Source organism: Croceicoccus sp. Ery15, assembly GCF_020985305.1.
Lineage (GTDB): Bacteria > Pseudomonadota > Alphaproteobacteria > Sphingomonadales > Sphingomonadaceae > Croceicoccus.
The window spans coordinates 2,483,791-2,502,067 of record NZ_CP087588.1 but is presented as its reverse complement, the minus strand read 5'-3'; the positions used below and the strand labels follow the sequence as shown (position 1 = coordinate 2,502,067).

Annotated in this window: 17 protein-coding genes and 2 pseudogenes; 2 read left to right on the top strand and 17 right to left on the bottom strand. The window is 61.2% G+C overall.

What is annotated here, in order from left to right:
• Positions 1 to 32: 32 nt before the first annotated feature.
• The 11 genes from LOZ77_RS12210 to LOZ77_RS12165 all read right to left on the bottom strand — a co-directional run bounded on the left by LOZ77_RS12210 (position 33) and on the right by LOZ77_RS12165 (position 8,858).
• Positions 33 to 662: a peroxiredoxin gene (locus LOZ77_RS12210; protein WP_119083556.1), complete on the bottom strand. Its 630-nt coding sequence runs from the start codon at positions 660 to 662 to the stop codon at positions 33 to 35.
• Between the two features lie 194 nt (positions 663 to 856).
• The gene (locus tag LOZ77_RS12205) at positions 857 to 979 is read right to left on the bottom strand and encodes a DUF2474 domain-containing protein (RefSeq protein WP_103024433.1); all 123 of its coding nucleotides are present in this window, start codon (positions 977 to 979) and stop codon (positions 857 to 859) included.
• On the bottom strand, positions 979 to 1,986 hold the full coding sequence (gene cydB, locus LOZ77_RS12200; protein ID WP_185884403.1) for a cytochrome d ubiquinol oxidase subunit II: 1,008 nt from the start codon (positions 1,984 to 1,986) through the stop codon (positions 979 to 981). Before cydB ends, LOZ77_RS12205 begins: the two co-directional genes overlap by 1 nt.
• The gene (locus tag LOZ77_RS12195) at positions 1,976 to 3,430 is read right to left on the bottom strand and encodes a cytochrome ubiquinol oxidase subunit I (protein ID WP_103024431.1); all 1,455 of its coding nucleotides are present in this window, start codon (positions 3,428 to 3,430) and stop codon (positions 1,976 to 1,978) included. The genes cydB and LOZ77_RS12195 overlap by 11 nt, the downstream gene beginning before the upstream one ends.
• Positions 3,431 to 3,433: 3 nt before the next feature.
• On the bottom strand, positions 3,434 to 3,589 hold the full coding sequence (locus tag LOZ77_RS17965) for a transposase (protein ID WP_146029854.1): 156 nt from the start codon (positions 3,587 to 3,589) through the stop codon (positions 3,434 to 3,436).
• A complete protein-coding gene (locus tag LOZ77_RS12190) occupies positions 3,589 to 5,397 on the bottom strand; it encodes a SulP family inorganic anion transporter (protein WP_230279333.1) in 1,809 nt (602 codons plus the stop codon). The genes LOZ77_RS17965 and LOZ77_RS12190 overlap by 1 nt, the downstream gene beginning before the upstream one ends.
• 2 nt (positions 5,398 to 5,399) lie before the next feature.
• Positions 5,400 to 6,632 (bottom strand): FAD/NAD(P)-binding oxidoreductase, encoded by a 1,233-nt coding sequence (locus LOZ77_RS12185; protein WP_230279332.1) that lies wholly within the window; start codon positions 6,630 to 6,632, stop codon positions 5,400 to 5,402.
• A 24-nt stretch (positions 6,633 to 6,656) separates the two neighbouring features.
• The gene (locus LOZ77_RS12180; RefSeq protein ID WP_103024429.1) at positions 6,657 to 7,070 is read right to left on the bottom strand and encodes a TIGR01244 family sulfur transferase; all 414 of its coding nucleotides are present in this window, start codon (positions 7,068 to 7,070) and stop codon (positions 6,657 to 6,659) included.
• The gene (locus LOZ77_RS12175) at positions 7,067 to 7,486 is read right to left on the bottom strand and encodes a DUF6691 family protein (RefSeq protein WP_103024428.1); all 420 of its coding nucleotides are present in this window, start codon (positions 7,484 to 7,486) and stop codon (positions 7,067 to 7,069) included. The genes LOZ77_RS12180 and LOZ77_RS12175 overlap by 4 nt, the downstream gene beginning before the upstream one ends.
• Complete coding sequence (locus tag LOZ77_RS12170; RefSeq protein ID WP_103024427.1) at positions 7,486 to 7,932, bottom strand: YeeE/YedE family protein; 447 nt, start codon at positions 7,930 to 7,932, stop codon at positions 7,486 to 7,488. Before LOZ77_RS12170 ends, LOZ77_RS12175 begins: the two co-directional genes overlap by 1 nt.
• Positions 7,929 to 8,858 carry an MBL fold metallo-hydrolase gene (locus LOZ77_RS12165; protein WP_103024426.1) on the bottom strand — a complete coding sequence of 310 codons (930 nt, stop codon included), beginning with the start codon at positions 8,856 to 8,858 and terminating at the stop codon, positions 7,929 to 7,931. Before LOZ77_RS12165 ends, LOZ77_RS12170 begins: the two co-directional genes overlap by 4 nt.
• 83 nt (positions 8,859 to 8,941) lie before the next feature.
• On the opposite strand from LOZ77_RS12165, the gene LOZ77_RS12160 reads away from it, so the two are divergent.
• Both LOZ77_RS12160 and LOZ77_RS12155 read left to right on the top strand, forming a co-directional pair.
• Entirely contained in the window at positions 8,942 to 9,601 is a 660-nt protein-coding gene (locus LOZ77_RS12160; RefSeq protein WP_103024584.1) for a peroxiredoxin, read from the top strand.
• Positions 9,598 to 9,960 carry a helix-turn-helix transcriptional regulator gene (locus tag LOZ77_RS12155; protein ID WP_103024425.1) on the top strand — a complete coding sequence of 121 codons (363 nt, stop codon included), beginning with the start codon at positions 9,598 to 9,600 and terminating at the stop codon, positions 9,958 to 9,960. The genes LOZ77_RS12160 and LOZ77_RS12155 overlap by 4 nt, the downstream gene beginning before the upstream one ends.
• Positions 9,961 to 10,168: 208 nt before the next feature.
• On the opposite strand, the gene acs is transcribed toward LOZ77_RS12155, so the two are convergent.
• The 6 genes and pseudogenes from acs to LOZ77_RS17960 all read right to left on the bottom strand — a co-directional run.
• Positions 10,169 to 12,448, bottom strand: coding sequence for an acetate--CoA ligase (gene acs, locus LOZ77_RS12150; protein WP_050601790.1), 2,280 nt, complete (start codon positions 12,446 to 12,448; stop codon positions 10,169 to 10,171).
• A complete protein-coding gene (adhP, locus tag LOZ77_RS12145) occupies positions 12,445 to 13,476 on the bottom strand; it encodes an alcohol dehydrogenase AdhP (RefSeq protein WP_050601789.1) in 1,032 nt (343 codons plus the stop codon). Before adhP ends, acs begins: the two co-directional genes overlap by 4 nt.
• 70 nt (positions 13,477 to 13,546) lie before the next feature.
• On the bottom strand, positions 13,547 to 15,067 hold the full coding sequence (adh, locus tag LOZ77_RS12140; protein WP_050601788.1) for an aldehyde dehydrogenase: 1,521 nt from the start codon (positions 15,065 to 15,067) through the stop codon (positions 13,547 to 13,549).
• A gap of 139 nt (positions 15,068 to 15,206) precedes the next feature.
• Entirely contained in the window at positions 15,207 to 16,253 is a 1,047-nt protein-coding gene (locus LOZ77_RS12135) for a GAF domain-containing protein (RefSeq protein WP_228135327.1), read from the bottom strand.
• A gap of 373 nt (positions 16,254 to 16,626) precedes the next feature.
• A pseudogene (locus tag LOZ77_RS12130) lies at positions 16,627 to 18,099 on the bottom strand (chromosome partitioning protein ParB); the annotation flags it as partial.
• Positions 18,083 to 18,190, bottom strand: a pseudogene (locus LOZ77_RS17960) (strawberry notch-like NTP hydrolase domain-containing protein); the annotation flags it as partial. The pseudogenes LOZ77_RS12130 and LOZ77_RS17960, both read right to left, overlap by 17 nt.
• Between the last annotated feature and the right edge of the window lie 87 nt (positions 18,191 to 18,277).

Below are 18,277 nucleotides of genomic sequence, written 5' to 3'. Positions count from 1 at the left end.
CCGCTTTCAAAAGATTCGATGGCGCGTCACGCTCAATCGATTTTTACCGTGCGCAGATAGGGGCGCAGCGTGGTGAAGCCCTGCGGGAAGCGGGCTTTTGCATCCTCGTCGGAAACCGATGGTGGAATGATCGCATCCTTGCCTTCGCGCCAATCGGCGGGAGTGGCCACGCCATGCTTGTCGCTGAACTGGAGCGCATCGATCGCGCGCAGGATCTCGTCGAAGTTCCGTCCTACGCTCATGGGATAGGTCATGGTGAGCCGAATCTTCTTGTCCGGATCGATGATGAATACCGACCGCACAGCCGCCGTTTCGCTCTGATCCGGATGGATCATGTCATAGAGCTTGGCGATCTTCAGATCGGCATCGGCGACGATCGGGAACACGAGGTTCGTGTTTTGGGTGTCGTTCACGTCCTCGATCCACTTGGCGTGTTCTTCGGCCGTGTCGGTAGAGAGGCCGAGAGGCTTTACGTTGCGCTTGTCGAACTCGCTGGCGAGCTGGGCGGTGCGGCCCATCTCTGTGGTGCAGACGGGCGTGAAGTCGGCCGGGTGACTGAAGAAGAATACCCAGCTGTCGCCAGCCCAATCGTGCAGGCTGATCTCACCATTCTGGGTGTCGACGGTAAAGTCCGGGGCGGTATCACCAATGTGCAGGCTCATGCAGATTTCCTTCCTTGGGGTTGGTGTGTCCTAAATAGAGCGTTGCAGCTAGATCAACCAATTCAAATTATCGATTGCATTAAATTATAAATCAATAATAGGGGAAATGTCCTGAATTGACGTTGATTATCCGAGCGTGAGCCATAACAGTTTACGCTCCTATGTAAGCATGAAGTTCCTTGAACGAGCTTTGGTCAAACTTTCAGCCAGAACCTGATTATGTAAGCGACCAGGCCCAGCACAGTTACACTGGCTAACCAGATCGCGGCCATCCAACCGAGCCGCTGCCAAAGCGGAATATCTTGGGAATCACCCATCAGTGATATCCTTCGTCTGCCACTTTGCCGCGGAAAACCCAGTAGGCCCATGCAGTGTAGGCAATGATGAGCGGCATAGTGATTGCCACGCCCACCAACATGAATATCTGGCTGCGTTCGGGTGCGGCGGCGTCCCAGATCGTAAGACCCGGCGGCACGACGTAAGGCCACATTGTGACCCCTAGGCCAGCCATGCCAAAGAAGAAGAGCGCGATGCTGAGCCAGAACGGCTTGCTGTGCCTGTCCACAGAGAGAGCTCTCAGCAGCGCAATGGCGATCACAGCGGTGAGAATGGGAACCGGCGCTGCGAAGTAGATTTCCGGTGCAGTTAGCCAGCGTTCGGCATATTCTGCATTCAAAAACACGTTATAGAGGCTAACACCGCCCATCAGGACGAGAGTTGACCAAGCTGCTTTTTTGGCGAGTGAACGCGCATGGTGCTGGCTGTCACCTTCCAGTTTCCAAACGAGCCATGTCGCGCCGAGCAATGCGTAAACGGCCACCGTGCCTAGACCGGTCAGCAATGTGTAGGGAGTGAACCAGTCGAACCAGCTTCCCGCATAGGATCGGTCGACGACTTCGATGCCTTGTAACAGTGCGCCCAGAGTCATGCCCTGCGCCATCGCTGCCACCAGCGAACCGCCGGTAAAAGCCGCATCCCAGTATCGCCGGTGCCCTGGATCGCGCCAGCGATATTCGAACGCCACGCCCCGGAACACCAACCCAAGCAGCATGGCGATGATCAGCGGATAAGTGGCCGGAAGGATGACGGCGTAGGCCAGCGGGAAGGCGGCAAAAAGGCCGCCGCCGCCCAAGACAAGCCAAGTTTCGTTGCCATCCCACACAGGCGCGATCGAGTTCATTGCCCGATCGCGCTCCGGCCCGACATCGAACGTCGGAAAAAGGATGCCGATGCCAAGGTCGAACCCGTCCATTACCACGTAGGCGAAGACGGCGAAGGCGATGATGAACGCCCAGATCGTCGTCAGGTCCACGTTAACGTCCATCGGTCGCCTCCTCGTGATCCCGCGGAAGTGTATCGGGATCACCCGGGTTCTGGGACGGGCCTGGCGTGATACCAGCGGTCCGGATCGGCCCGGTGTCCCCGCGCTTGACGCCGTATTCGCCTGCATGCGGTGGCTTGTGCATGAGGTGCAGGATATACCAGACGCCTGCGCCGAAGACGACGAAGTAGACGATCACGAAGGCGAGAAGCGAGGCTGCGACTGCAGGAGCATCCAGCGGGCTTGCCGCATCAGCCGTTCGCAGCAGATTATAGATCACGTAGGGCTGCCTGCCGACCTCGGTCGTAATCCATCCTGCGAGGACAGCAATGAATCCGCTTGGCGCCATGACCAGTGCGGCCTTGTGCAATAGCGGCCAGTCGTAGAGTTTCTTACGGAAGCGAGCGAACAAGCTCCAAGCGCCAATACCAAGCATGGCAAAACCGATCCCGACCATGATGCGGAATGACCAGAACACGATGCCGACCGGCGGTTCCTCGTCATCAGGAATCGTGTCCAGCCCGGCAAGGGGAGCATTCAGGTCATGCTTGAGAATGAGCGATGACGCCTTGGGTATCTCAATCGCGTAATCGACTCGCTTCTCCTCGCTGTTCGGGATGCCGAACAGAATCAGTGGCGCTCCATTGGGATGGCTCTCATAATGACCTTCCATCGCCATCACCTTTTGAGGCTGGTGCTCGAGCGTATTGAGCCCGTGCATGTCGCCAGCAAAGATCTGGATCGGCGCAACGATGGCCGCCATCCACATCGCCATCGAGAACATCTTGCGCGCGTGTAGGTTGGTCCGGTCCTTCAGCAGATGCCAGGCACCCACCCCGCCGACAACAAAGGCGGTTGTTAGATAGGCGGCGATGACCGTGTGGACGAGGCGATAGGGAAAGCTCGGGTTGAACACGATGTCCCACCAACTTTCACCTGGCAGGTATTGCCCGTTCGCGCCGATCTCATATCCAACCGGTGTCTGCATCCAACTGTTGACCGACAGGATCCAGAAGGCGCTGATGAAGGTGCCGATGGCTACCATGAGCGTCGCCGCGAAGTGCAACTTCTTGCCGACTTTGTTCATGCCAAAGAGCATGACGCCGAGGAAGCCCGCTTCGAGGAAGAACGCGGTCAGCACCTCGTAAGCCATGAGCGGGCCGATCACTGGACCAGCTATGTCAGAGAATTTCGACCAGTTGGTGCCGAACTGGTAGGACATCACGATGCCGGAAACGACGCCCATCGCGAAGGCGATCGCGAAGATCTTCAGCCAGTATTTGAACAGGTCGAGATAAATCGACTTGCCGGTCTTCAGCCACAACCCTTCGAGCACTGCAAGGTAGCTCGCAAGTCCGATGGAAAATGCTGGAAAGATGAAGTGAAAGCTTACCGTGAAGGCGAACTGGATGCGAGCAAGCAGAAGGGCGTCTAGCTGTTCGAACATTTTTTATCCGTCTTGCTTTTCGGCGCGTGCCGTGCGCCAGCGGTAAAAGGTCTTTTCAGAGATCCCGATTTCGCGGCAACTCTCGCAAACACCTTTCCCTGCTGCGATCAGAGCTTCGATCTCCCGGCAGCGCGCCTCCTTGTTAGGAATCGCTGGCATCAGATCATCCCTCTCGCGGCGTCTGCTATCGGCTCGACAGGCGGACCACCATTAGCAGAGAGCTCCCGGAAGGCGCGGTTCTGCGATAGAAAGACCTGTCCATTGAGTTCCTCGACGAAATGCGTTCGCTTCAGACGGTCCATGACCGGGCCCTTTACTTCGGACAGGTGAAGGCCGATGCCCGCATCGATCATCCGGTGATTGATCGCTTCGAGGCTTTCGAGGCCGGAGGCGTCGATCTCGTTGACCGCGCTGCACATCAGGATGAGATGGCGCACGTCGGGTCGGTCGGCAATTTCCTCCAACACGTATTCCTCCAGCCAGCGCGCGTTGAGGTAGGTCAGGCTCTCATCGATCCGGATCGACAGGACATGCGGCACGGTGAAGACCTTGTGCCGATCGACATTGCGAAAATGCTCTGTCTCGGGGACGCGCCCGACGATGGCTGCATGCGGGCGGCTGGCCCGCCACAGGTAAAGCAGCAAGCCGACGCCCACGCCGGCGATCACGCCCAGTTCGACTCCCGCGAGAAGCGTGATGGCTATCGTCGCCATGTGCGCGGCAAAATCCGCCTTGGAGTAATTCCAAAGTTGTCCGGGTGTCTTAAGATCAACGAGGCTGAGAACTGCGACGATAATCGTGGCGGCCAAGGTGGCGATGGGCAGGCTGTATAGAAGCGGGGTGAGGAACAGGCCGGCAAGTGCGATGCCGACTGCTGTGTAGGCCCCGGCCGCTGGCGTTTCGGCCCCGGCATCGAAATTTACGACCGAGCGAGCGAAGCCGCCCGTGACGGGGTAGCCACCGGAAAAGGCGCTGGCGATGTTCGATGCGCCGAGGCCAATCAATTCCTGGTTCGGCGCGATCCTCTGCCTGCGCTTCGCAGCAAGAGTCTGCGCGACCGATACGCTTTCTACAAAGCCGATGATGGAGATGAGCAGTGCCGGAACCCACAACTGCCCAATCAAGCCAAGATCGGTGGATGGGAGGGCGAATGGAGGTAGGCCTTGCGGGATTGCGCCTACGAGGTTTACGCCGCGGTCTTCGAGGTCGAGGCCAACTGCCGCCAAGATCGTCGCGATCACCGCGACGACCGGCCCCGCCTTGGCAGCAATGTCGGCAGCACGCGGTGTCAAGCCCAGTTTGACCAAATTTGGCTTCAAACCCTTGCGCACCCAGAACAGGAACAGCGTTGCGGGAATACCGACTGCGAGGGTCCACGGATTGATCGTGTTGATCGTAGAAGCGAGCCCGCCGAGCATTTCGGGCCAATTGTCGCCACCCGCCGTGACGCCGAGGATGTGCTTCAATTGGCTCGTCGCGATCAGGATGCCACTGGCGGTGATGAACCCACTGATGACCGGATGCGAGAGCAAGTTAGCGAGGAAGCCCATGCGCAGGAAGCCGAGCAGGGCCAGCATCACGCCGGACAAGGCGGCGAGCGTGATTGCGGCTTCGAGATAAAGCGCGGTGCCTTGAGCCGCGACCGCTCCGGCTGCGCTTGCCGTCATCAGCGACACCACTGCCACGGGCCCCACCGCGAGGGTGCGGCTGGTGCCGAAGATCGCATAGGCAACCAGCGGCAGTATCGATGCGTAGAGGCCCACCACCGGCGGCAGCCCCGCCAGCAGCGCATAGGCGAGGCTCTGCGGGATCAGCATGATCGTTACGATGATCGCCGCGACGAGATCGTTCGTAAGGACCGAACCGTTATAGGTCCGGCCCCATTCGAGGATTGGCAGGTATTGCGCCACCAGCCCGAGCTTGTGCCTGCGCGGCAAGCCAGACGCTTCTGGATTGCTCTCGCTCACGATCAGGCAGCTTTCTTCATTTGCGGTTTGGCCAGCCACTCATGGCCCTTGAGCATGCCGTTCCAGTAGACCCAGGGCAGAGCTTCCGATTTCAGTAGCCAGCTGAGCCGTCGCGGTCGCGTGCCGTCGATAACCCATTTCGGGAAGCTCGGGAGAAGCTTTCCGTCATATCCGAACTCGGCCAACACAATCTTTCCGCGTTCGACGGTCAGCGGGCATGAGCCGTAGCCGTCGTAGTCGGCCCAAGGCTGCTTTGCATCGAGCTGGGCGAGCGCATTGACTGCAACGATCGGGGCCTGCTTACGCGCAGCGGCCATCGTCTTGGCATTGGGTGTGGAACCGGCATCGCCGATGCCGAAAACGTTCGGATAACGAACGTGCTGGAGCGTGAACTTGTCGATATCGACAAAGCCGCTTTCGGCGTTGGCGAGCGGGCTGTCGGCAACGAATTGCGGTGCAACCTGCGGCGGCACTGCGTGAAGCATGTCGAATTCGACAGTCTCCTCACCGGCTTCGGTCTTGAAGACGGCCTTTTTGCTGGGGCCGTCAACCGCGACGAGCGTCTGGTTGAGTTTGAGGTCGATTCCGTATTTCTCGACATATTCCATTAGCGCCGGGACGTATTCCTTCACCCCGAACAGGACGCCACCGGCATTGCGGAATTCAACGTCAATATCGTCGAGCACACCGCGTTCCATCCAGGCATCGCATGAAAGATACATCGCTTTCTGCGGCGCACCTGCGCACTTGATGGGCATCGGCGGCTGGCTGAAGATCGCGCGGCCCGATTTCAGGTTGCGCACGAGGTCCCATGTGTAGGGCGCCAGATCGTAGCGGTAGTTGGAGGTAACACCGTTCTTGCCGAGCGTTTCCTCCAGACCGTCAATCTTTTCCCAGGCAAGCCGGATGCCCGGAGCGACGATCAGAAGGCGGTAGGTAATTGTCGCGCCGTCGCTGAGCGTGACCTGATTGTTTTCGGGCTGGAAAGACGCGGCGGACTGTTTCAACCAGGTCGCCTGTTTCGGCATCACGCTCGCCGTGGTGCGCCTAGTGGCTGGCGCTTCGAAGACGCCTCCGCCGACCATCGTCCAGCCAGGCTGATAATAGTGATCCTCGCTCGGCTCGACGATCGCGATATCGAGCGATGGGCGCCGCTTCAGCATGGAAGATGCGGTTGCAATTCCTGCCGAACCTCCGCCGATGATGACGACTTCATGATTTAGGCTTCGGGCCATGACAAACTCTCCAGTATCTTTTCGTTATTCGCCAAGCCGGTCGCGCAAACCGGACAAATCGTAGCCTGCTCGCTCGGCGCGTTCGATGCGCGCGTCGGCGGTTTCATTCTCTACGTTGGCGAGTGCATCGAGCGTAATGGAGCGCGTCCCGGTCCGGCAAAAGGCAAGCACCTTGCCATCCGCTTCTTCGCGGACCGTGGCGAAGGCCTTGATCGCAACCTGCGGAAATTCGCCACCCGAGACCGGGATATGATGGAAGGCCAACCCAACCGCTTCGGCTGCTTCTCGCATTGATGCGACGGTGGGCTGGTTCGGCTCTTCGCCATCCGGCCTGTTGCAAATTACTGTGCCAAACCCACCATCGGCCAGTTCAGCCAGATCGCCGGGTTCAAGCTGTTGGGAGACGGCGAAAGTGTCGCTTACCTGTGTAAGCTTCATGACGATGCTCCTTCCATAAGTCGGACAACAGCCATGCCAGCGAGCATTGCGACGACGAATATCGCGGCAGATGCAGGTTCGATTACAAGCGCAGCGATGCCCGGTCCCGGACAGAGTCCGGCGATTCCCCAGCCGATACCGAACAGAGCCGCGCCGCCCACCAGGCGTGGCGTGAGATCGGATTTGGTCGGGAGGTGGAATTCTTTCGCAGCGAAGGGCTCGGCCATCCGCGGGACCAGTCGCCAAGCAACCGCCATCACAATGACGGCACCGCCCATGACAAATGCAAGCGTCGGATCCCAGTCGCCAAACACGTCAAGGAAACCGCGCACGCGCGCCGGATCGGTCATGCCACCGAGGGCAAGGCCCGCCCCGAACAGAGTTCCGGTGACCAAAGAGATAAAGGCGGTCCGCATCACAGCACCTCCAGCCCGAGCGCATTCATGATCGCGACCGTGGCAATGCCGGTAGCCATGAACGTGAGCGTGGCGACGATCGAGCGGCCGGAAAGGCGGCTCACGCCGCAAACCCCATGCCCGCTGGTGCAGCCGCTGCCGAGACGTGTCCCGATGCCCACCACCAGTCCAGCAATCGCAAGCGTAACCGGGTTTGCGAAGGTGGCATCAATTCCACCCGATGCCAGCATTACGATCAGCGCACCCAGAGGCAGGCCGATGACGAACATCCATGCGCCGCCCCTTGCAATGCCGCTGCCGCCGAGCCCGACTGCCTTCGCAGCAAGGCCGGAAACACCAGCGATCCTGCCAAGGCCGAGCAGCATGACCGCTGCGGCAAGGCCGATAAGCACTCCGCCAGCCAGTCCGGCGAGGGGTGCGGCTTCAGGAAAACCAGGCAACGTCATACGGCGTTGACCGGAATCTTGATGTAGCTGACGCCATTCTCTTCCGGGTCCGGCAGTCGCCCCCCACGGATGTTCACCTGCACCGAAGGCATTATCAGCTTGGGCATCGAGAGCGTCCTGTCGCGGTCGGTTCGCATCGCGACGAAGTCCTCTTCGGTCACGCCATCCTTCACATGCACGTTTTCCTCGCGCTGCTGTTTGACGGTGGTCTCCCAGGCATATTCGTCGCGGCCCGGCGCCTTGTAGTCGTGACATAGGAAGAGCCGGGTCTCGTCCGGGAGCGACAGCAGCCGGCGTATCGAGCGGAACAGTTGTCCTGCGTCGCCGCCGGGGAAATCTGCGCGTGCGGTGCCGAAATCGGGCATGAAGATCGTGTCGCCGACGAAGGCCGCGTCGCCGATGATGAAAGCCATGTCGGCGGGAGTGTGACCGGGCACATGGAGGGCGATACCTTCGAGCTCGCCGACCTTGAAGGTCTCACCATCCTCGAACAGCTTGTCGAACTGCGATCCGTCGCGTTCGAAGTCGGTGCCCGCATTGAAGAGTTTCCCGAAGACTTCCTGCACGCGGATGATATCGCGGCCGATAGCCAACTTCCCGCCAAGCCGCTCCTGAAGATAAGGGGCGGCAGATATGTGATCGGCGTGGGCGTGGGTCTCAATAAGCCATATCACTTTCAGGTTATTCGAGGTGACATACTCAATGATGCGGTCTGCTGAGCCATTCGAGGTCCGGCCGGAAGCCGCCTCGAAGTCCAACACCGAGTCGATGATCGCCGCTTCATCCGTCTTGGGGTCGTGGACGACATAGGAGACGGTATTCGTCGCTTCGTCGAAAAATCCCGCAATCGAGGGGCGCAGGCATTTGTCGGCCTGGGCACGTTCGATCTGAGAAGCGGCATTCTTGAGGTTCTGATCGTCAGCCATAGCTTGATCTCCATTCATTTACATAAATCGTTTATATGTGTTGCTATTGATCTGTCAAGTGGTATGAAGGTCGGATGACACAGATGATCAAAGCTGATGCCGAACGAGAGGCACCCTGCGCAGGACTACGTATCGGAGATGTAGCTCCGGACTTTTCTGCGCGAAGCACGACAGGAGATGTCCGCCTTTCGGATCACCGGGGGCGGTGGTTGATCCTGTTCTCGCACCCGGCCGATTTCACGCCCGTTTGCACGACCGAGTTCGTGGCCCTGGCTGAGTCAGCAGGCGAGTTTGAGCAGCGCGATTGCGCGCTGATGGCGCTCTCTGTCGATAGCCTGTTCTCGCATTTCGCCTGGCTGCGACTGATCCGCGATCGCTACGATATCGAGGTGCGTTTTCCGATTGTGGAGGACCCCACGCTCGTAATCGGCCGCGCTTATGGGATGGTCGCGCCGAACGATAACGACAGCGCGACAGTGCGGACGACATTCTTCATCGACCCCGAGGGGGTGATCCGTGCGATGACCTGCTATCCTGCCAATGTCGGTCGCTCGACGCCTGAAATGCTACGGACTCTCGACGCGCTTCAGGCAGTAGACAATGGCCCCGTATTGGCACCTGCCAACTGGAAGCCGGGCGAGGCATTGCTGGCTCAGCCCGATGCTTCGCTCGACACCGTATTTTCCGCAAAAGGCCAGACCGACTGGTTCATGAAGGAAACCAAGCGAGGGTCGAAGAGATGACCGACGAAGATTTGGTCGATGCCTTGAAGGCTCTCGCGCACCCCGTGCGTTTGCGGATCATGAAGGCGCTTTCCGGCACGGAACGCAATGTCGGAGAGATCGACGACGCAGCCGAGATCGGCCAGCCGACGCTTTCGCAGCAGCTAGCGGTCCTTCGCAATGCGGGCCTCGTTAAGACCCGGAAGGATGCCAAGCTCGTCTATTACCGGATAGATGATGACAGGCTTGCGAAGGTTGTTGATGCGGCAGGAGATCTCGGCGGATTGGCCGTTAGACCCACGCGCCATCCGCGCCAGCCCGCACCTGGGGTGGCTAATTTTGCCAAGCTTGAAGGTCTATATCCGCTTGATGGGCGATAGGTCCGAACCGGCCTCTTCGAATCAGCGTGAATATTATCGATCAGCGCGTGGCCGACGACTGATTTGAAATGGCCGCTTACAGGCAGTTCTAGCGGGATCCTGAATGACCGCCTTGGGGCGCAAAGCTGACTGGCTCGAAGGGGCCGACAGCGGTCAGTCTGGTTTTAGCTAGAAAGCGGGCTTAGCGGCCACAGCAAATAATCGAGGTTCACGGCCTCATGCGCTTGGCCACCAGATCCTCGACCACCGCAGGCTCCGCCAGCGTCGAGATGTCACCAATTTCGTCAGGCTGCCCCTCGGCGATTTTGCGCAGAACCCGGCGCATGATCTTGCCCGACCGGGTCTTGGGCAGGTCGGGCGCGAATTGGATGACGTCGGGCGTGGCGAATGGTCCGATCTCGCTGCGCACCAGGTCACGCAGTTCCTGCCGCAAGGCATCGCTGCCTTCTTCGCCGGCTTTCAGCGTCACGAACGCATGGATGCCTTGGCCCTTGATATCATGTGGCATGCCTACGACGGCGGCCTCGGCCACCAGCACATGCTCGTCCAGCGCATTTTCGACTTCGGCAGTGCCCATGCGGTGCCCAGACACGTTGATAACGTCGTCGACCCGGCCGGTGATCCAGTAATAGCCATCCTCGTCGCGCCGCGCGCCGTCGCCGGTGAAATAGGTGCCGGGGAAGGTGCTGAAATAGGTTTGGAAGAACCGGTCGTGGTCGCCGAAGATGGTGCGCATCATGCCCGGCCAGCTGCGGGTGAGAACCAGATTGCCCTCCGTTGCGCCGGTGAGAAGATGCCCTTCGCCATCGACCAGTTCGGGGTCGACGCCGGGGAGTGGCAGGGTCGCGCTGCCGGGCTTAGTCTCGGTAGCGCCGGGGACGGGAGCAATCAGTGCGCCGCCCGTTTCGGTCTGCCACCAGGTGTCGACGATCGGGCATTCGCCGCGCCCGACCATGTCATGATACCATTCCCAGGCCTCATGGTTGATCGGCTCGCCCACCGTGCCCAGCAGGCGGATCGCGGACAGGTCGTGGCGCGTCACCCACCGGTCGCCCTGCCGCATCAGCGCGCGGATCGCGGTCGGCGCGGTGTAGAAGATCGTGACGCCGAGGCGCTGGCTGGTCTCCCAGAGGCGCCCCGGATCGGGATAGTTGGGCACCCCGTCGAACATGACCGTGCGCGCGCCGTTGGAGAGCGGGCCGTAGACGACATAGGTGTGCCCGGTGATCCAGCCGACATCGGCGGTGCACCAGAACAGATCGTCGGCGACATCCTTCCCCTCCTCGGGGCCGAACAGCAGATCGAAGGTCAGCGTCGACCAAAGCAGATACCCGCCGGTGGTGTGCAGCACGCCCTTGGGCTTGCCGGTCGATCCGGAGGTATAGAGGATGAACAGCGGATCTTCCGCGTTCATCGCTTCGGGCGGGCAATCGGCGGGGGCATCCGCGCAGGCCTCCTCCCACAAGATGTCGCGCCCCTTGCGCATCGATACTTGGCCACCCGTCCGCTGCATGACGATGACCGTGTCGACCCCGCTCGCGCGCTCCAGCGCGCTGTCGACATTGGCCTTGAGGGGAATGCGCTTGCCGCCGCGCGTGCCTTCATCGGCGGTGACGACCAGCGTAGCGTCGCAATCGGCGATCCGGTCGGCCAGGCTGTCGGGCGAGAAGCCGCCGAAGACGACCGAATGGACCGCCCCGATCCGGGCGCAGGCGAGCATTGCAATCGCCGCTTCGGGCACCATCGGCATGTAAAGGATCACCCGGTCGCCCTTACCGATCCCGTTGGCTTTCAGGACGTTGGCGAAGCGGCAGACTTGCCAGTGCAGCTCACGATAGGTGAGCGTTCGCCCTTCGTCCGGCTCGTCGCCTTCGAACACGATCGCGGGCTGGTCGCCGCGCGTCTCGAGGTGGCGGTCGAGGCAATTGACCGAGACGTTCAGCTCGCCATCGGCGAACCAGCGAATGCCGAAATCGCCCTTGTCGAAGCTGCTCTCGTCCGCCTTCGTCGGGAAGACGCTCCAGTCGAGCCGGTGCGCTTCGTCCAGCCAGAAGGCGTCCGCATCGCTGTCGATCGATGCCTGCATGGCGCGAAACCTGTCGGCCTTGTGCAACATGGCGATTTCTCTCTCCCCATAGGTCCGGCTTCGCACGAGGAAGCGCCGGCCCGTTCCATTATCGAGGCTGAACATGCCGCCTCGCCCTTCCACCACGTCGAGGATCAGCTGCGTGTGTTTCCACACCGCGAACTGCGCCGCGCCGATATAGACCGGTGTGGTGCCGATCGTGCCCAGCAGCACGTCCGACCCGCCGAGGCGGAACTCGCCGCGCGGATAGACCATCGGGCTGGAGCCGTCACAGCACCCGCCCGACTGGTGGATAAGCACGGGGCCATGACGTTCGATGATCTGGCCCAGCAGGGCTGTGGCCGCGTCGGTGGCGATCACGCGACGGACCACTCGGCCATCCGGCGCGGCACTTTGCGTCATTGGGTCATGTCCAGGACGACGCGCCCTTCGATCTGGCCCTGCCGCATGCGGTCGAACACCGCATTGATGTCGTCCAGACCGGCGGTGGAGATCGTCGCCTTCACCTTGCCGTCGCCTGCGAAATCGAGCGATTCCTGCAGGTCCAGCCGCGTGCCCACGATCGAGCCGCGCACGGTGATGCCGTTCAGCACCATGCCGAAGATGTTGAGCGGGAAATCGCCCGGCGGCAGGCCGTTGAGCGCAAGCGTACCACCGCGCCCGACCATGCCGACCGCCTGTTCGAAGGCCTTCTCGCTCACCGCGGTCACCAGCGCGCCGCGCACGCCGCCGGTCAGGCGCTTGACCGTCGCGGCAGGGTCATTGTCGGTCCGCGCGTTCACGGTCTCCACCGCGCCGAGCTTGCGCGCCAGTTCGAGCTTGGCGTCGTCGACGTCGACCGCAACCACGTTCAGCCCCATCGCGACCGCATATTGCACTGCCATGTGGCCAAGCCCGCCGATGCCGGAGATCGCCACCGCATCGCCCGGCTTGGTCTCGGTCATTTTCAGGCCCTTGTAGACCGTCACGCCCGCGCACAGCACCGGCGCGATCTCGTTGAAGCCCACATTGTCGGGCAGGTGGCCGACATAGTTGGGGTCGGCCAGAACATAGTCGGCGAACCCGCCATTGACCGAATAGCCGGTGTTGAGCTGGCTTTCGCACAGCGTTTCCCACCCGCCGAGACAGTGCACGCAATGGCCGCAGGCGGTGTAGAGCCACGGCACGCCGACCCGGTCGCCTTCCTTCACATGGGTTACACCTTTGCCCACGGCGGAAACGAAGCCGACGCCTTCATGGCCGGGAATGAAGGGCGGTTCGGGCTTGACCGGCCAGTCGCCTTCGGCGGCATGCAGATCGGTGTGGCACACGCCCGAGGCCTGGATGGCCACCTGGATCATACCCGGCTGCACTTCCGGAACCGGCACTTCCTCGATCCGCAGCGGTTCGCCGAAGGCGCGGACGACGGCGGCTTTCATGCTCTTGCTCATAGCAATTCTCCTGTATTTCTGTTGTGTTCGGGGGCGGTGCGGCGGACTTTCACCGCACCGGCCTGTCGCCTCAGAAGAAGCCGAGCTTCTTCGCGCTGTAGCTGACCAGCATGTTCTTGGTCTGCTGATAGTGATCCAGCATCATGCGGTGGTTTTCGCGTCCGATGCCCGACTGCTTGTAGCCGCCGAACGCCGCATGGGCGGGATAGGCGTGGTAGCAGTTGGTCCACACGCGCCCGGCCTGGATCGCCCGGCCGAAGCGGTAGCAGGTGTTGGCATCGCGGCTCCATACGCCTGCGCCGAGGCCATAGAGCGTATCATTGGCGATGCTCAGCGCCTCGTCCTGATCCTTGAAGGTCGTGACCGAGAGGACCGGACCGAAGATCTCCTCCTGGAAGATGCGCATCCGGTTGTTGCCCCTGAACACGGTCGGCTTGACGTAGTAGCCGTCCGCGATCTCGCCCTCGAACCGCGTCGCCTCGCCGCCGGTCAGCAGCTCAGCACCTTCCTGCTTGCCGATGTCGATGTAGGAGAGGATCTTGTCGCGCTGTTCGCTGCTCGCCTGCGCGCCGATCATCGTCTCCATGTCGAGCGGATTGCCCGCCTTGATCGCTTCGACGCGCTGCATCGCACGTTCCATAAAGCGGTCGTAGATGCTCTCATGCACGAGCGCGCGGCTGGGACAGGTGCAGATCTCCCCCTGATTGAGCGCGAACATCACGAAGCCCTCGATTGCTTTGTCGAGATAGTCGTCGTCCTCGCGGCACACATCCTCGAAGAAGATGTTCGGGCTCTTGCCGCCCAGTTCCAGCGTGACCGGGATCAGGTTTTCGGTCGCATATTGCATGATCAGGCGGCCGGTGCTCGTCTCGCCGGTAAAGGCGATCTTGGCGATCCGGCTGCTGCTGGCGAGCGGCTTGCCCGCTTCCACGCCGAAGCCGTTGACCACGTTGACCACGCCGGCGGGCAGCAGGTCGCCGATCAGCTCCATCAGCACCATGATCGAGGCCGGGGTCTGCTCGGCAGGTTTGAGCACCACGCAGTTGCCAGCCGCCAGCGCGGGGGCGAGCTTCCACACCGCCATCAGGATCGGGAAGTTCCACGGAATGATCTGACCGACCACGCCCAGCGGCTCGTGAAAATGGTAGGCGACCGTATCGTGGTCGATTTCCGAAATGCCGCCTTCCTGCGCGCGAATACAGCCCGCGAAATAGCGGAAATGGTCGATCGCAAGCGGAATGTCGGCGGCCATCGTTTCGCGGAGCGGTTTGCCGTTGTCCCAGGTTTCCGCGATCGCGATCTTTTCGAGATTTTCCTCCATCCGGTCGGCGATGCGGTTGAGGATCAGCGCGCGCTCGCCAACGCTGGTGCGGCCCCACGCATCCCTCGCGGCATGCGCCGCGTCGAGCGCGGCCTCGATGTCCGCCCCCTGGCTGCGCGCGACCTGACCGACCACCTTGCCGGTGATCGGGGAGATATTGTCGAAACAGCGCCCGTCCTTGGGCGCCACCCATTTGCCGCCGATGAAGTTGTCGTAGCGCTCCGCAAACGGAGCCGTCATCGAAGCGGCGGGGTTTGTTTGTATGTCCATCAGTTGATCCTCTCGAATTTGCCGGGTGCTCCCGGTCGTGAGGATGATGGTTCCGCGAAAAAGCGGTGCTGAAAAGAGCCCGCCGGCAATTGCATGGGCAGACTGTCTCACTATCGAGACACTTAGGTCGGTGTATGTGTCAGCTGCGCTGCAAGCCAACCTTTTCCATCCGCCGATAAAGCGTCGCACGCCCTATTCCGAGATCTTTTGCTGCCTGCGTGGCGTTGCCACCGGCCTGCGCCAATGCTCTTCGTAACACGGCCCGTTCCGAGTCGTGGAGGGACGGGGCTGCTTCACTACCGAGAATATCGGAAGCCGTGCGGCGCGCTTCCAGGCAAGCGTCGGTCAGCCCGAAGCGGTGCCTGGCGGCAAAGGTTGCACCAATGACCAGGTCGTCCTGATCCACGGCCAGCAGGGCTGCATCTCCGCCCGCCAGATTGGCATCGACGATCCGATGCGCGGCGAAGTGTTTGCGAAAGATGCCACTTTCGATCCGGCGCGCTGCGTCCTGAACAATCTTCTGCACCAATATCCCCATCGCGGCGCTGTGATCGTCGCGACAATTCGAAATATCGAGCGCGCCGACAAGCTGGCCGGTCGCATCGCGCACTGGCGCATCCATGCAGCTGATACCAATGTTGCGACTGGCGAAATGTTCGTTGCGGTGGATCGTGACGGGCCGACCCTCGATCAGGCATGTGCCGATACCATTGGTGCCTTCCCGGCTCTCGCTCCATACCCCGCCGGGGGTCAGACCAACTCGCTCAAAGAGTTCGCGATCGCCAGCCAGGCTGCGCGCTTCCAGCACGACGCCGTTATTATCGGACAGCATCACGGCACAGCCGGTAGCGGAAACGGCCTGGAACAACTGGTCGAGAAGTGGCCGCGCGACGTCCAGCATCAACTCATGGCGCTGCCGTCGTTGGGTGAGGTCGCTACCGGACACGAGTTCCGATGCGCGATTGGCCCCGGCATCGAGACCATGCCTTAGGCCGGAACGACACCAGCTCGCCGCGACAAGAGAATGCGCGGCACTGGATGAGGATTGCAAAACCTCTTCGACAATTGCTTCATGCCGTTCCGTCATCGTGCCCCGATACCGCAATTCATCGAAAATCGCTAATTTCTCGAGGGTGTCGCTCAGGCAAGGCTGCAACCTGCAAACAAGATCAAGGTCGAGCGCCACGTCGCATTCTTCTCAAGCGCGGTCGCCGCCTTGCTACGCCATGATGAATACCGGCACCCAAGCCAACAGCGGTTAAAACACGGCGCGATCTTTCAAACCGCCTCGATCAGATCGTAAGGCACCAATGGAGTCTACGGTAAACTAATAGTAGTTCTCAGGCGAAAATCTCAGTCACTCGAATGACCGGTTTTAGGGCGTTTTCCAGACCGGCAAACGTTGGGCCGATTTGCACTATAACGCTTTCGGCAGCTTTCAAACGTAAGCCAGTCAAAAGCGGACCGACGGCTAGCGGCCCCAAATTTGACATTGAAAAGGCGGCCCGTCCCGAAAGGGACGGACCGCCCGCCGAGTGACCTGGACCTGTCAGGAGGGGTCAGGCAGCCTGCTCGGCAATCTCGTCAGATTCTTCTGCGTTGACCGCCTCGTCTCCTTCGTGGTCGGTCAATTGGACTTCCTCGGCACTGGCGAAACGCATGATCGGCGGAACCCAAGCCTGCGCCCGCTCCTTGACGTCGGCCTCGCCGATGAAATTGCCGGAGAAGATGCGCTCGGCTGCACTCGCCAGTTCGGCCTTCTTCGATGCAGCATAGCGACTGACCAGTTCAGGACCGCCGGCGGTGTCGAGTGCTTCGAGCGTGCGGGCCTTGGCCACCCGGTCGAAGTAATTCGTCGCAGTGGGACGCCACCAATGCGCGGTCTCAATTTCGAGCAGGGAGCCGAGCGCCTCGTGCAGCGGCGCCGAGCGTTCGCCTTCGCACGCGAGGCTCGCGACAAGCGTGCGCGAGACGACATGGCCAAGCCAGGCCGAACGCGCCTCGTCCGAAAGCGCCCGGAACCTGGCAAACCGCTCGACATCGCTTGTCCCAGCACGCCAGCTTTCATCGAGCGACCCGGCGAATTCTGCTAGCGCAGCGCTCGCCGGCGCATCCTTGGCTTCGAACCCGGCAACCGGGCCTGATGCCACCGGACCCACCAGTGTCGACGCCTTCTTGGCGCGCCAATTATGCCCATCGGCATCGGCGAGTGTGAAGACCATGAAGTCGAGAGCCAGTGCCGGATCGTTGGCGAGATGGATCGCCAGGATGTCGCGGCGCTGCATGGCCAGTTCATCAAGCAGGCGCTGGGAAAGCGAGCTTCCTTTGGGCTTTGCCGTTCCGCTGTCCTCGACTGCCTCGATAGGACCTTCGTCGGTGATGACCTCGGTCTCGGTGTAGTACTGCGGGACCAAGGTCGGCTCGCCATTGCGCGAGAGGACTAGGAAGGCACCAGCCTCGGATTTCAGTTCGTCGGCGAGTACCGGCGGCCGGTCATTGAGCGCGCGCATGGCGCGGTCGATCACCACGAGTTCCTGTTCGGCTTTGGCGACCTCGTCCTCGTCGCTGTCCTCGTCTTCGAGCACGGCGGCGACGCGATCGTAGCCGGCCTCGAGCTCGCCAAGTTCCTTCGCTTCCTGTTCGGTCATCGGCGCAGGCTCGCAGGGCAAGCGACCGAGACCTTCAACAAGGTCATGGCTGACGTAGTTGCCAAGCGTCGGGCGCACCCAGGCAAGGCCATATTCGAGCGCGGCCTTTTCGGCGGCTTCATCCATGGCCTTGTGCGCGAGATCTTCGAGCAACGCGACATCGATCCAGCTCTCGCTGGCATCATCGTCGAACAGTTCGCGCTCGATCCGGCCACCTGCAGCGAGGTAGGCATCGCGTCCGACGAGGACAGCGCGTGGATCGGAACCGCGCACTGTGGCATCGAGCACCATACGGCGGATCGTGTCGGGCGTGATCTGGTACCAGGCGTCCTGCAGCTCGGCATAGACATGCGCCTGGCGTTCCACGTCGGAGATCGCGCCGTAGCCCGCCAAGCGCTTCCCAGTCGCGGCGCGCATCTTCCAGAAGCGCCTCGTTCTTGGTGATCCAGACATGCCGACGCTCGCCGTCGAGCCAGCTGAGAACGGCGGTGCAAAATTAGACCACGGTAGCGGCGGCGAAGTGCTGCTGCGGGCGGCGTAAAAGTCGTCCACTTTTTCCCTT